This is a genomic window from Pedobacter jeongneungensis (genome assembly GCF_039538295.1).
Classification (GTDB): Bacteria; Bacteroidota; Bacteroidia; order Sphingobacteriales; family Sphingobacteriaceae; genus Pedobacter; species Pedobacter jeongneungensis.
Genome location: NZ_BAABBY010000008.1, coordinates 117,333 through 130,927, shown reverse-complemented (window position 1 = coordinate 130,927; position 13,595 = coordinate 117,333). Strand labels below are relative to the sequence as shown.

Below are 13,595 nucleotides of genomic sequence, written 5' to 3'. Positions count from 1 at the left end.
CTATTGCGCAAATTCTTTTTTAAGTTTACTTAAACCGCTGGCAATACTTGCATCAAATTGCTTATCACCAACTTTTAATATAAAACCACCGATCAGTTTCTCGTTAATTTTTTCGTTAACAATAACCTGGTTGGCGTTTAGTTCTCTTTTTACAATTGCTACAATCTGCTCTTTAGCTGCAGGGCTTAAAGCACTTGCAGTAGTTACATCAGCAGTAACAATACCCTTAATTAGGTTATATTGTTGTACAAATTGTTTTGCAGTGGCAAATAAAATCGAAGAGCGACCTTTGCTAACAACAATCTTGAAAAACGAGATGGTTAGTGTACTTACCTTATCTGCAAAAATACCGTTTAAAATACCAGTTTTCTTATCTAAAGGTACAATCGGGTTTTTTAATATTGCTTCTAGTTCAGGGGTTTCATCAACCACTTTTTCAAACAAAACCATATCATTATAAGCGGATTCTAACGCGTTGTTTTCAACGGCTAAGTCGATTAATGATTTGGCGTATCTGCTTGCAACTTTAATTTCTGACATATTCTTAGGTGTGAGATGTGAGATGTGAGATGGAAGATGTGAGAACGAATCTCCTATCTAATATCTAGTGTCTCAAATCTATTTTCTCAAACTAGTTTAATTCAACGTCTTTTAATAAGTTAGCTACTAAAGCTTCCTGTTTGGTTTTATCATCTAACTGAGTACGCAAAACACGTTCTGCAATTTCTAATGATAACGTAGAAACCTGATCTTTAACTTCGGCTAAAGCTGCTTTCTTTTGGTTTTCGATCTCGATTTTAGCTTTCTCGATCAATTTAGCACCTTCAACCTGAGCCTGTTTTTTAGCTTCGTTTAAGATACCATCTTTCAAGGTTTTAGCTTCCTTTAAAATCTCATCACGTTCAGCACGCGCCTGTTGCATCAAATCCTGATTCTGGCTGGTTAAACGTGCCATTTCCTGCTTCGCTAATTCAGCTTTGTTAAGGGCTTCATCAATGCTTTGCTCACGCTCGTGAATTGCACCTAAAATAGGTTTCCATGCAAATTTTCTAAGTAAGATCAATAAGCAGATGAATGCTAACGACGTCCAAAAAACCAATCCTATGCTTGGGGTTACTAATTCCATTTTTATCTAATTTTTAAAAACAATCTTTTAATAGGGCTGGGTAAATAACCAATCGTTAAATACCCAACCTAATTTCTTCAGTGATTATTAACCGTTTAAGCCTAATAATGCAACTACCACACCGAATAAAGCAGCACCCTCGATAAGGGCAGCAGCGATAATCATTGCAGTCTGAATTTTTGATGCAGCTTCTGGTTGACGAGCAATACCTTCCATTGCTTTACCACCTACTTGACCGATACCGATACCTGCACCGATTACTGCTAAACCGGCACCAATTGCCGCGATTGAACCTACCATAACTAATTTAATTTATATTAATTTGTAAAAAATAGTTTTCTGTTAATGATGTTCTTCTACTGCCATACCAATAAACAGGGCAGTTAATAATGTAAAAATAAAGGCTTGTAAAAACGCTACCAGTAATTCTAATACATCCATAAACAATACGAATGCAACTGAAACGGGAGCAATAGCCAATGTTTCGAAAATAAATATTAAGGAAATTAAACTTAATACGATAATGTGACCTGCAGTAATGTTTGCAAACAAACGAACCATTAAAGCGAAAGGCTTAGAAATAATACCAATCACCTCAACTACTACCATTAAAGGCCATAACCAAAATGGAACATCAGGTAAAAAGATGTGTTTCCAATAGTATTTATTACCATTAATGTTAACAATGATCATGGTACCTAAAGCCATAACAAAAGTTAAAGCAATATTACCGGTTACGTTGGCACCACCTGGGAAAATCGGAACTAAACCTAATAAGTTGTTAAATAAGATAAAGAAAAACGTAGTCAATAAATAAGGCATAAATTTCGCGTATTTATGACCAATGTTTGGCTTAGCAATATCATCTCTAACAAAAATGATAATCGGCTCAAAGAAAGACTGCAAACCTTTTGGCGCTTTACCAACACGTTTTTTATAAGCTCTGGCCACAGCAGCAAACACTATTACAATTACGAATATAGCGACAAACATTGCTGCTATATTTTTTGTAATAGATAAATCGATTACTGTATCAGATGCATTTTCATCAATCTGACCATCTGCACCAACAACTTTAATATTTTTATTAAACATATCTTTCGACATGCTTTGCTTTAAACCTGTTACCAGGCGGTATTTATTGTATTTTCCTTGATAATCTTCTTCGCCGTGATGAAAATGAGCTGAAGAAAACACTTCCAAACCATTAGCTGTATATAAAATTACCGGAAGAGGCAACGAAGTATACCCCCATAAATGCCACACATGCGAATCAGCAATGTGCTCCATAATTACTTTGGTAGGTTCGAATTTTTCTTCACCATGTTTAGCATCAGCGCCGTGCTCGCCAGAAACTGCATGAGCAGACTCGACAATAGCACTATCAACAGGTACAACAGCGCTATCAACTTGAGCGAAAGTATCAATTTTGATAGATAAAAACGCGATTAAAAGCGTAAAAACAATAGTTAGCCTTTTAACTTTAGACACAAAAACTCGGTTACAATCCATTTATTGGCAGTTTTTTACTTTAAATTTTGGTGGCGCAAGTTACGTAACAAACAGTAAATTTCAAAGGCCGTAAACAATAAATATAAAGAAAAAAAATTAAGCAGAAATACAAGCCCAATTCCCTTTGCTTTTATACTGTAAATCAGCACAAAAGCCATACAAAAAATCATCTTCACTGCAATTGATCCCATAATGGCCATAATACCCACTTCAGGATCGCGTTTTACACCAATATCTACTAACATGTAAGCGATATAAGTAATACCGGCCAAAAAGCCGAACATCACCCAAAAATTGTTCACAAGAAGCTGTTTGTCGGGAAATAATAAAGGTAAAACGGCAACAACGCCTATCAATAAGCCTACGAAGATGAAATAGATACTGGTAAATTTGGCTAGAGTCAATGGAATAATTTCTTAGCAGATAAAAACTTTTGCAAAGATAAGGTTTTTAGGATCAAGTAACTAATGAAGATTGGTTAATTGCTAAATTGTTAGTTTGGTTAATTGTTTGAATTGGTTAAATTGGATAATTAAAAGAGCTGAGGGCATTGGGCATAGTGTGGAGTTCCATCATCCGTTTTACATTTTACATTTTACATTTTTTCTAATTGGTTAACTGATGAGAACCGTCAACTGAAAACCGAAAACTGGGAACTGTAAACTACCCCTTCGTAACCTGCCTAATGGCCTGATACAATGCAATCCCCACTCCTGCCAGCGCAAAAGCTGCCGTAATTAAATTGGTTTTACTATTTCTGTGTTCGTCAATCTTATAACCGATAAAAGTAAGCAGACCAATTGTAGCGATCATCTGGAAACCAATGGCAGAATATTTAGCAGCTGCATTTACCTTTTTCTTTGTATTTTCTTCTTTTGGTTTTTCCATTTTTTAATGCAATAATTAAATTAACTTTGGGATAATTAAAATTTGTTGCCAGATAAAATATTTTTCTATATATATTGTTTACTGTATATCAACTTAAAGAGATTTAACATCATTGAAAAAAAACGCGAACAAAAACTTAAATCCCTTCATTCTCCTTTTTAGCGCGCTCCTCATTTATGGTTGTGTTGCAAATAAAGATACCGCAATAGACCGTAGGTTTCAAAACTTAACGGCCAGGTATAACTATATCTATAACTCTAATGTTTTACTTACCGAATATAATGAGAGTTTATTGCAAAGTTATGCAGATAATTATGAAAAAACACTGCCTGTTTACCTCGATCCTGAGCCACAGGTAAACCTGGTGCTTACACCTGGCGTTGCCAATAAACAGCTTGATGACGTGATTACCAAAGGTCAAACCATCATTAACGATAAAAGTTTCAGTAATTATATCGATGATGCCTATATGCTTTTGGGCAAGGCAAACTATTTAAAAGGAAATTATTTTATCGCGTCAGAATATTTCGACTATACGGCTAAAACCTATAACAGCGACCTTAAAACGTTCATTATGGCCATGAACTGGAAAGCACGGAGCCAAATGCAGTTGAATAATATGGTGCTGGCCGATAAAATAATCGATACCATGTTACGCGCTTCTGACCAGTTAAAAAAAGATCTGGCCGAACCTCTGGCCACAGCTGCCCAGATGCGCATTTACCAGAAACGGAATAAAGAAGCCATTTTATTTTTAGAATCTGCCATTGCCCTACCGGCAGAAAAGCAGTTGCGCATCCGTTGGCGCTTTATTCTGGCACAGTTGCAGGAAAAAGAAAAAAACATCGAGGATGCCTATGCCAATTTCACTAAAGTTGAAAAGAGCAATGCGCCTTTCGAAATGTATTTTCACGCCAATTTAAACCGGATCAAGCTAAAAGCATTGCTCAGCGGAGTTAAACTGAATAAAGAAGACCAGTTGCTGGCTTTGCTGAAAGATGATAAAAACTTCGATTATACGGATCAGATCTATTATCAGGTTGGCGAACTTTTCTCTGCAGAAGGAAATTTTATAAAAGCAGAAGAAAATTACCATAAATCGGTTGCAAAAAGTACAAGAAACCAAACCCAAAAAGCATTATCATATTTAAGGATTGCTGATTTAAACTTTAAAGAGTTTAATAATTACATCAAAGCAAAACTGTATTATGATAGTACGGTAATGATTTTACCTAAAAACTTCCCTGATTACGATAACATTGTTAAAAAAGCCGATAATCTTCAGTATTTAACCGATCGATATACCATTATTGCCAGAGAAGATACAGCCCAGGCCATTGCAAAACTCCCAGCCGACCAACGCGAGGCTAAAGTAAAAGCTTATTTAACTCCAAAAGTTGAGGTGGCCAATACCGGAGGCGTAATCAACAATCAATTTTTAAACGATCCGGATTTTCCAAACAAGAGCTTAAATACCGGCAATAATGTTGCAGGAAGCACCTTTTATTTTAATAACAATGCTGCAATAAGTAGCGGATTCGGCGATTTTAAAAAACGTTGGGGGAACCGTCAGTTTGAAGATAACTGGCGACAGAGTGTTCGCTCATCGGCACAGGAAACCAGTCAGGTTTTAGCCGGAGGAAAAGTAGCAACGGATAATATTACCCCAGCAAACGGACAAACCAACCAAACTGCAACTGACCAGACTTCTTTAGAAAAACGGTTTTCAGATGCTTTGCCCGTTACCCCTGCGCTATTGGCTACATCCGATCAGAAAATTATTGATGCTTATTTCGAAATCGCCAGTTTTTACCAGCAGGAACTGAATGATAAGCCAGAAGCAAATAAAATATACCTCGAACTGATTAAAAGATATCCTGATAACAACCATTTAGCAGCCATTTACTACAGTTTATACCTCAATTACAAAGGTACTGATGAAGTAAAATCCGATCAGTACAAACAATTTGTACTGACCAAATTCCCTGAATCTAATTTTGCCAAGAATATTTTAGATCCATCTTATTCGGCTAAACAAACGCAGATGGAAAATATTGCCATCAACAACTACAATGTTGCTTTTGATGCTTATGCGAAAAAAGATTATCCAAATGTGGTAAAACAGGCAGATGATAATATTTCAGCTTTCCCAAATAACGATCTGGCGCCACAATATGCTTATTTAAAGGCCATTGCAGTTGGCCGTACTGCCAAGGTTGATGCCTTACTTACTGAATTTAACCTGATTACCACCAATTATCCAAACGATAAAATTATTACCCCACTGGTTCGCGATCATTTAAAATACATCGAGGCTAATCTGGATGAATTTAAACAAAGACCGGTTGCCCTTATCGATTTTGATGCCAACGAACCCCGCTTCGTTAGTCAGGCCACACCAATCGCCGTACCAACAAAACCGCTTGTGGTCGAAAATCCTGTAACAAAAACAGCTGAACCAGCCCCGGTTGTGAAACCTGTTGAAGTTAAACCAGTCGATCCAACCAAACCTGCCAGCATTTTCAGTTCGGCAAAATCAGAAGAATATTACTACGTAATCGACGTGGCCGATGCTACTTTAACCTTAAGCTCATCACGTTTCGGAATAGGCCAGTTTAACCGTGGAAATTACCCCGACAATGATTTGGTACACAAATTGGTGGAGCTGGATAACGATCAGCTGATTTATGTGACAAGTTTTATTGATCTTGAAGATGCAAAAATTTACGAATCAAGCATTACAGGGCAGTTAAAGAACATTATGAAAGTTCCGGCTAACCTATATAAAGGCTTTATCATCAGTAAAGAAAACTTCGAAAAGCTAACAGACCGGTCGCGGATTAACGAATACCTGGAGTTTTTAAAAGACAACTACAAATAAATATAGAGGGCATTTAGACTTAAGTCTGAAAATTGATTCTATAAAAATTAATAAATTTGCATCCAAAATTGCCATTCTGGTGATTTTGGAAAATAACAACACAAAATGAATAAATCCCTTTCTGCACAAGAAACAAAAAGATATAGTTTAATCATCTGGAAATTACTGATTGGGGGAATTGCCCTTTTCGCTATTTTTATTTCGATGATTGGTCTGGGTTTATTTGGAGCCCTTCCCTCTTTCAGGGATATTGAACACCCCAAAAGCAACCAGGCATCCGAAATTATTGCCGAAGATGGCCGTCCATTGGGTACTTATTTTGTTCAGAACAGATCGAACGTTACCTATAAAGATATTTCCGAAAATGTAATAAACGGTTTAATTGCCACAGAAGATACCCGTTTTAAAGAACACTCGGGGATCGATTTTAAACGTACGTTTTCTATTATCGGTTACAATTTAATCGGTAAAAAACAGGGGGCAAGTACCATTACCCAGCAATTGGCTAAAAACCTTTTTCCACGCGAATCGAACCTGAACTTCTTCTCTTTGGTGCTAACTAAATTTAAAGAATGGATTGTTGCTGTTAAACTGGAAAGGAATTACACTAAGGAAGAAATCATCACCATGTATTTAAACACGGTCGATTTTGGTAACCAGGCTTATGGCATTAAATCGGCAGCAAGGGTTTATTTCAACACTACGCCCGATAAACTGACTTTAACGCAGGCCGCGACTTTAGTAGGTATGCAAAAAGGGATTACCATGTATTCGCCAACCCGCCATCCTGAGCGTTCGAGAGACCGCAGGAATACAGTAATGGCAATGATGGTTAAATCTGAGCTTCTAACCCAACAACAATTTGACGAAGAAAAAGACAAACCTTTAAACCTGCATTTCAACGCGGCAACGGTTAATGATGGTATTGCACCTTATTTCCGTTCGGTATTAAAGAATGATATCAAAACCATTTTCCAGGAGCAGTCGATTACCAAACCGGATGGAACGCCGTATGATTTAGACCGCGATGGCTTAAAAATCTATACCACATTGAACTACAATATGCAGGTATATGCCGAAGAAGCGCAAAAGGAATACATGAAAGTGTTGCAGGCACAGTTTATTGCGAGCTGGAAAGGCAGAAATCCGTTTAAAGATAAAGCATTGCAGATTGAACAGGGTATTAAAAGATCTGATCGTTATAAATCACTAAAACTGGAAGGTAAATCGGACGAGGAAATCACCAGCGATTTCAACACCAAAACCGAAATGACCATTTTTACCTGGAAAGGTAATATTGATACGGTTATGAAACCGATCGACTCTGTACGTTATTATAAAATGCTTTTGCGTAATGCCATGATGACGATGGATCCGACCAACGGACATGTAAAAGCATGGGTGGGTGGAATTAATTACGAGCATTTTAAATACGATCAGGTTAAAATGGGAACCCGTCAGGTTGGTTCAACTGCAAAACCGTTTACTTATGCCGTAGCCATTGAAAATGGTTATTCGCCATGTTATACCGTGCCAAACGTTCCGGTAACCATAGATGGTTATGGAGAACCCTGGACGCCAAGAAATTCGGGTAAACCATTACCAGGCAGCATTACTTTACAAAAAGCCCTGGCTTACTCGCAAAACTTTGTTACCGCTTATTTAATGAAACAGGTTGGTCCCGTGGCTGTATCTACATTGGCTACTAAAATGGGTATCCCCAATGTTCCGGCCTTTCCTTCAATCTGTTTGGGTACATTCGATTCTTCTGTTTATAATATGGTGGGCGCTTATGGTGCTTTTGCCAATAAAGGAACCTATACCAAACCGATTTATTTATTGAGAATTGAAGATAAGAATGGCGTGGTATTATTTTCTCAAAAAGAAATACCAAAACCAATTATGAGCGAGGAAGTTGCCTATGTAATGACCAGGATGCTTAAAGGTGTGGTAACGAACGGAACCGGATCAAGGCTGAACTATAAATATAAAGTTAATGCACCAATCGGGGCAAAAACCGGCACCACTCAAAATAACTCCGATGGTTGGTTTATGGCCATTACCCCACAATTGGTAACCGGTATCTGGACGGGTTGCGAAGATAGGGCTTTTCACTTTATCAGCACGAGCCAGGGTGAGGGTGCCAATACTGCCTTACCAATTTTTGCAGGATTTATAAAAAGAGTATATGCCAATCCGGCTTTAAAAATCAGTCATGCCGATTTCGAAGCGCCAAAATCGGGTGTTTCAATTACATTTGATTGTAACCAGTACCAGCAACAGGAAGAAGGTACCACTGAGCTTGATGAGAAGTTGGGATTCTAACTCTCAGGTTATGCGTGAAGGATAGCAGTGGAAATCCTTTTGTTGCCTTTACTTAATCAAACTATATTGGATAAATGTTAAATTTGTAATAGAAAATTGAAATATATGAGGGTTACACTTGAAATTGCCGATTTTGATGAGATGGAAAAACTGCTTTCTTTATTTCGAACCATGAAATTAGAAAATATTAAAATTATTTCTCCACAAGATGATACTAAACCCAATATATTAAAGGGCAATAAATCTCTTAATCCAAAAGAACTTTTTGGTATTTGGAAAGATAAGCCAAGAAATATTGAAGATATAAGGGCTAATGCGTGGGATCGTAAAAAATAACTTATGGTTTTGTGCGATACCAATATTCTGATACATGCTTTTAATGGAAATATTTCAACGATAGAATCATTAGAAAAGATTGGTTTCGAAAACATCGTTCTTTCATCTGTTACTACTATGGAACTGTTGCAGGGAATGGGAAATAAGGCTGAGCTGGCGCAGATGAAGAAAAAGATAAAATATTATGACATTATCCATTTTGACAACCTGATATCTCAAAAATCAATAGCGTTAATTGAAAGTTTTAAATTAAGTCATCATCTTCAAATACCTGATGCAATAATCGGAGCAACAGCAATCGTCAACAAAATTGAACTGTTTACTTACAATAAGAAGGATTTCAATTTCATGCCCGATATTATTCTTTATTAATCATTACATATTTGCTCCTTTTAATTTCTCATGAGCAGTTTCGACCATAAAACAGCATTAACCGCAATTCCACATAAACCCGGCGTGTACCAGTACTGGGATGCCGATGGAAAGCTCATGTACATTGGTAAGGCGAAAGACCTGCGCAACCGCGTGGGTTCTTATTTTAACAGCGATAGAAACCAGTTTAATGGCAAAACGAGGGTGCTGGTATCCAGGATCCGCAAAATTACCTTTACCATTGTAGATACGGAGATTGATGCCTGGCTGCTGGAAAACAGCCTGATTAAAAAGCACCAGCCCAAATTCAACATTAATTTAAAAGACGATAAAACCTATCCATGGATTATCGTGAAAAATGAAAATTTTCCGCGTATTTACTGGACGCGTAAGGTAATAAAAGATGGCTCAACCTACTTCGGTCCATACGGCTCGATTGGTATGATGCATACCATTTTAGACCTGATTAAGGAAACCTATCCCTTACGTACCTGCAGTTTGCCACTAACGGAGAAAAATATAGATGAAGGCAAATTTAAAGTCTGCCTCGAATACCAGATCGGCAACTGTAAAGGCCCCTGCCAAAATTACCAGACGGAAACCGACTACGATAAAAATATTGCTGAAATTAAGGAAATCCTGAACGGTAAGATCGGAAATGTGATCCGTGATGTAAAAAGCGTAATTAAATCTGCCTCTGAAGATTTGAATTTTGAACTGGCGCATCAATATGCACGGAGGTTACAGGTTTTGGAGAAATACCAGAGCAAATCGACTGTGGTAAACAGCGCCATCACTAATGTAGATGTGGTGAGCATTGCTTCTGACGAGCGTTATGCTTTTGTGAACTACCTGAAAGTAATGAACGGAACCATCATCCAAACGCAGACCATAGAGGTTAAAAAACAACTTGATGAGAGCGATGATGAGATTTTAACCCTGGCCATGCTGGAATTCAGGACGAAATTCAACAGTACCTCAAAAGAAATCATTGTCCCATTTGAACCGTCTTTAGAAGATGAAAGTTTAAAATTTACAGTTCCAAAACTGGGCGAAAAGAAAAAACTTTTAGAGTTATCGCAAAAGAATGTGCTGTTCTTTAAAAAAGAGAAACTCAACCAATACGAAAAGTTAAATCCTGATTTACGTACCGACCGGATTTTAAGCACCATGCAGAAAGACCTGCGCTTAACGCAGCTTCCGAAACATATTGAATGTTTTGATAACTCCAATTTCCAGGGAAAATATCCGGTTTCGGCAATTGTGGTATTTAAAGATGCCAAACCATCAAAAAAAGATTACCGCCATTTTAATGTGAAAACGGTGGAAGGACCAAACGATTTTGCGACCATGGAAGAGGCTGTTTTCCGACGTTACAGGCGAATGTTAGATGAAAACCAGACATTGCCTCAACTAATCATTATTGATGGTGGTAAAGGCCAGCTTTCGTCAGCAGTGAAGAGTTTAAAATTACTGGGCATAGAAAATAAAGTAACGGTAATCGGTATTGCCAAACGTTTGGAAGAATTATTTTATCCTGGCGATTCTTACCCTTTGTATTTAGATAAAAAATCGGAAACTTTAAAAGTTATCCAGCAGCTGCGTGATGAAGCCCACCGATTCGGAATTACCTTTCACCGTAAAAAACGCGATCAGGGTACCCTCAAAACAGAACTCGAACAGATTGAGGGAATTGGTAAAACCACTGCTGATAAATTACTTACCCACTTTAAATCTGTTAAAAAAATTAAAGAGGCTACAGAAAAAGAACTTTCAGAAATATTGAACAAAAAACAGGTACTTACCCTGCTGGCACATTTTAAAGAAGCGTAAATCCGTTATGTAAACAATAACAGACGGATGCGTAAAAATGTTAACACTTTATTAATCTTGAATTGGCATAACTTAAATACTTTTTCTATAAATTAGGGCTGTTAATACCAGTAAAATATCCCTGTTTACATGAATAACAACATCCTGGCTACCATTACCAAACTTTTGTTGGGCGTACTGTATTTTAGCGAATCGGAAAGCCCTTTTAAAGTGGCCGATTGGGGCAAAATCGCACCATCAGACTTATTGCAGAAAATTGCAAGTCAATACGATTCTGATCTTTCCAGTTTAAAACAAGTTGATCAGGTTGCCTTTTTCGACCGTCTTATTTCAAAGGTTGATCCATCTGATGCACCAATGGTCGAAAATGCTCAGAAAATAGAAGCACTCCACGCCTTTCTAGAGCAAAACCTATCTAATATTTCAGTAATAAGAGTAGAAGGTGCCAGCAGGATTCCTGTCCTGATTACCGGCTATTTACCAGATGGCACCTGCCTGGTTCTTGAAACCTTTGCTGTAGAAACCTAAGAAAATTATCCCATCCATAAAATAATCCCAAACCAAAACAATGAAAGCATTAAAAAAATTAAGCTTACTGGCCGTTCTATGCCTTGGCCTGGCTGCCTGTAAAAAAGAAAATCAAACGCTGCCAGACTCCGGCCTATTCGAACAGAAATTAAACAGTAAAGCTGTTACGGCAAGCGCCCAGGCTATAGCTGCTGGTTTTCCCGAAACATTCGAATCAGGTACCAAAGGAAGTTACACAACTGCATCGGTTACCTTAAGCAGCGGAAGCTGGAGTCTTAATGATGCCTTAATCGGAAATTTAGCAGCCGATGCTAAAAATGGCAGTCAATCAGTGCGTATTCGCAACACGGGCATATTAAGCATGAATTTTGATGTAAACGGAGCCGATGTAGTTACCATTGCACACGCTAAATATGGTACTGATGCTAATAGTACCTGGCAGCTTTGGTATTCTACCAACGGCGGTTCGAGCTGGCAACAAACGGGCAGTACCATTACCAGTAGCACGACTACATTAGCAACAGCAACTTTTAACCCAGCCATTTCGGGGAATGTACGCTTTCAGGTCCGTAAAATCAGTGGCGGTACAGCCCGAATAAACATCGATGATTTTAGCATTTCGACAGGCGGTGGCACAACCACTCCTCCAACAACCACTCCTGGCGATAATAGCCATCTTTTACTGGGCAATCCGAGTAATGCTGTTGCCATTACCTCCTATCCCGAAAATTACCTGATGGAACGCACTTACTATTCAAGTTCTTACAGCAAAAGCAGGGCTACACCTAATTGGGTAAGCTGGCACATCGGATCGTCTGACTTAGGCTCAACTCCTCGTCAGGATGATTTCAGGGCCGACAACACTTTACCTGCAGGCTGGTATCAGGTGTCCAGCAGCAGTTATTCAGGTTCAGGATTTGACCGTGGCCATAACTGCCCTTCGGCTGATAGAACAGCTTCAGTAGCAGCCAACTCTTCTACCTTTTTAATGAGCAATATGATGGCACAGGCACCTAATAATAACCAGGGGCCCTGGGCTGATTTAGAAAACTACACGCGCGCTTTAGTAACCGCCGGTAACGAAGTGTATGTAATCTGTGGTTCTTATGGATCTGGTGGTTCAGGAAGCAATGGCGGAACTACCTATACCATTGATAACGGCCGCGTTAATGTACCTTCAAACACCTGGAAAGTTATTGTGGTATTGCCTAACGGAAATAACGATTTAAGCAGAATCACTTCTTCTACAAGGGTAATTACGGTAAATATGCCCAATACCAACGGTTTAAACACCAACTGGAAAACTTATCGCACAACAGTTAATTCAATCGAATCTGCTACAGGTTACGATTTATTATCGAACGTACCTACATCAATTCAAAATGCAATAGAGGCAGCTACCGATAACCAGTAGAGATCATCAGCATTTTAATATAAAGCGGTAATCCAATTTATGGGTTACCGCTTTTTGCATTATACTATTATGTCACTCTGAAAGCAGTGAAGAATAATTTAATAAATTTGCTCAAAAAGCCTTCGTTGCACCGAGGATGACAAGACTAACAAAAGCGTCATCATCCCGACTGGAATGCAATGGAATGCCTGCCTGCTACCGGCAGGGCGAGATCTATCTCCGTATAGATTTCTCGGCTAAGCTCGAAATGACGACACGAAAGAGCTTCTTTACTATTTACAGGAGTTCTCTATTAAAGCGTCGTCATCTCGACTGGAACGCAGTGGAATGCCTGCCTGCTACGGGCAGGGCGAAATCTATCTGCGGATAGATTTCTCGGC

At 38.4% G+C, this 13,595-nt stretch carries 13 protein-coding genes; 7 read left to right on the top strand and 6 right to left on the bottom strand.

The window, feature by feature from the left end; translation table 11 throughout:
* The 6 genes from atpH to ABD769_RS16730 form a co-directional block, all read right to left on the bottom strand.
* On the bottom strand, positions 1 to 540 hold the full coding sequence (gene atpH, locus ABD769_RS16755) for an ATP synthase F1 subunit delta (protein WP_344852540.1): 540 nt from the start codon (positions 538 to 540) through the stop codon (positions 1 to 3).
* Between the two features lie 91 nt (positions 541 to 631).
* Positions 632 to 1,126 (bottom strand): F0F1 ATP synthase subunit B, encoded by a 495-nt coding sequence (locus ABD769_RS16750; RefSeq protein WP_123207333.1) that lies wholly within the window; start codon positions 1,124 to 1,126, stop codon positions 632 to 634.
* An 87-nt stretch (positions 1,127 to 1,213) separates the two neighbouring features.
* Positions 1,214 to 1,426 (bottom strand): ATP synthase F0 subunit C, encoded by a 213-nt coding sequence (atpE, locus tag ABD769_RS16745; RefSeq protein WP_025144011.1) that lies wholly within the window; start codon positions 1,424 to 1,426, stop codon positions 1,214 to 1,216.
* A gap of 42 nt (positions 1,427 to 1,468) precedes the next feature.
* On the bottom strand, positions 1,469 to 2,638 hold the full coding sequence (atpB, locus tag ABD769_RS16740) for a F0F1 ATP synthase subunit A (RefSeq protein WP_344852539.1): 1,170 nt from the start codon (positions 2,636 to 2,638) through the stop codon (positions 1,469 to 1,471).
* A 14-nt stretch (positions 2,639 to 2,652) separates the two neighbouring features.
* Positions 2,653 to 3,042 (bottom strand): hypothetical protein, encoded by a 390-nt coding sequence (locus tag ABD769_RS16735; protein ID WP_244094992.1) that lies wholly within the window; start codon positions 3,040 to 3,042, stop codon positions 2,653 to 2,655.
* Positions 3,043 to 3,301: 259 nt separating this feature from the next.
* The gene (locus ABD769_RS16730) at positions 3,302 to 3,526 is read right to left on the bottom strand and encodes an AtpZ/AtpI family protein (RefSeq protein ID WP_344852538.1); all 225 of its coding nucleotides are present in this window, start codon (positions 3,524 to 3,526) and stop codon (positions 3,302 to 3,304) included.
* A gap of 112 nt (positions 3,527 to 3,638) precedes the next feature.
* On the opposite strand from ABD769_RS16730, the gene porW reads away from it, so the two are divergent.
* The 7 genes from porW to ABD769_RS16695 all read left to right on the top strand — a co-directional run bounded on the left by porW (position 3,639) and on the right by ABD769_RS16695 (position 13,215).
* Positions 3,639 to 6,407, top strand: coding sequence for a type IX secretion system periplasmic lipoprotein PorW/SprE (gene porW, locus ABD769_RS16725; RefSeq protein ID WP_344852537.1), 2,769 nt, complete (start codon positions 3,639 to 3,641; stop codon positions 6,405 to 6,407).
* A 105-nt stretch (positions 6,408 to 6,512) separates the two neighbouring features.
* Positions 6,513 to 8,732: a transglycosylase domain-containing protein gene (locus ABD769_RS16720; protein ID WP_344852536.1), complete on the top strand. Its 2,220-nt coding sequence runs from the start codon at positions 6,513 to 6,515 to the stop codon at positions 8,730 to 8,732.
* Between the two features lie 105 nt (positions 8,733 to 8,837).
* Positions 8,838 to 9,068, top strand: coding sequence for a hypothetical protein (locus tag ABD769_RS16715; protein WP_344852535.1), 231 nt, complete (start codon positions 8,838 to 8,840; stop codon positions 9,066 to 9,068).
* Positions 9,069 to 9,071: 3 nt separating this feature from the next.
* Positions 9,072 to 9,440 carry a type II toxin-antitoxin system VapC family toxin gene (locus tag ABD769_RS16710; RefSeq protein ID WP_344852534.1) on the top strand — a complete coding sequence of 123 codons (369 nt, stop codon included), beginning with the start codon at positions 9,072 to 9,074 and terminating at the stop codon, positions 9,438 to 9,440.
* 30 nt (positions 9,441 to 9,470) lie between these two features.
* Positions 9,471 to 11,273: an excinuclease ABC subunit UvrC gene (uvrC, locus tag ABD769_RS16705; protein ID WP_344852533.1), complete on the top strand. Its 1,803-nt coding sequence runs from the start codon at positions 9,471 to 9,473 to the stop codon at positions 11,271 to 11,273.
* 129 nt (positions 11,274 to 11,402) lie between these two features.
* Complete coding sequence (locus ABD769_RS16700; protein ID WP_344852532.1) at positions 11,403 to 11,801, top strand: nuclease A inhibitor family protein; 399 nt, start codon at positions 11,403 to 11,405, stop codon at positions 11,799 to 11,801.
* 40 nt (positions 11,802 to 11,841) lie between these two features.
* The gene (locus ABD769_RS16695; protein ID WP_344852531.1) at positions 11,842 to 13,215 is read left to right on the top strand and encodes a DNA/RNA non-specific endonuclease; all 1,374 of its coding nucleotides are present in this window, start codon (positions 11,842 to 11,844) and stop codon (positions 13,213 to 13,215) included.
* Positions 13,216 to 13,595: the final 380 nt, after the last annotated feature.

Coding starts and splice junctions, on each gene's coding strand:
- atpH (WP_344852540.1), bottom strand. CDS start 540: ATGTCAGAAATTAAAGTTGCAAGCAGATACGCCAAATCATTAATCGAC.
- ABD769_RS16750 (WP_123207333.1), bottom strand. CDS start 1,126: ATGGAATTAGTAACCCCAAGCATAGGATTGGTTTTTTGGACGTCGTTA.
- atpE (WP_025144011.1), bottom strand. CDS start 1,426: ATGGTAGGTTCAATCGCGGCAATTGGTGCCGGTTTAGCAGTAATCGGT.
- atpB (WP_344852539.1), bottom strand. CDS start 2,638: ATGGATTGTAACCGAGTTTTTGTGTCTAAAGTTAAAAGGCTAACTATT.
- ABD769_RS16730 (WP_344852538.1), bottom strand. CDS start 3,526: ATGGAAAAACCAAAAGAAGAAAATACAAAGAAAAAGGTAAATGCAGCT.
- ABD769_RS16720 (WP_344852536.1), top strand. CDS start 6,513: ATGAATAAATCCCTTTCTGCACAAGAAACAAAAAGATATAGTTTAATC.
- ABD769_RS16715 (WP_344852535.1), top strand. CDS start 8,838: ATGAGGGTTACACTTGAAATTGCCGATTTTGATGAGATGGAAAAACTG.
- ABD769_RS16710 (WP_344852534.1), top strand. CDS start 9,072: ATGGTTTTGTGCGATACCAATATTCTGATACATGCTTTTAATGGAAAT.
- uvrC (WP_344852533.1), top strand. CDS start 9,471: ATGAGCAGTTTCGACCATAAAACAGCATTAACCGCAATTCCACATAAA.
- ABD769_RS16700 (WP_344852532.1), top strand. CDS start 11,403: ATGAATAACAACATCCTGGCTACCATTACCAAACTTTTGTTGGGCGTA.
- ABD769_RS16695 (WP_344852531.1), top strand. CDS start 11,842: ATGAAAGCATTAAAAAAATTAAGCTTACTGGCCGTTCTATGCCTTGGC.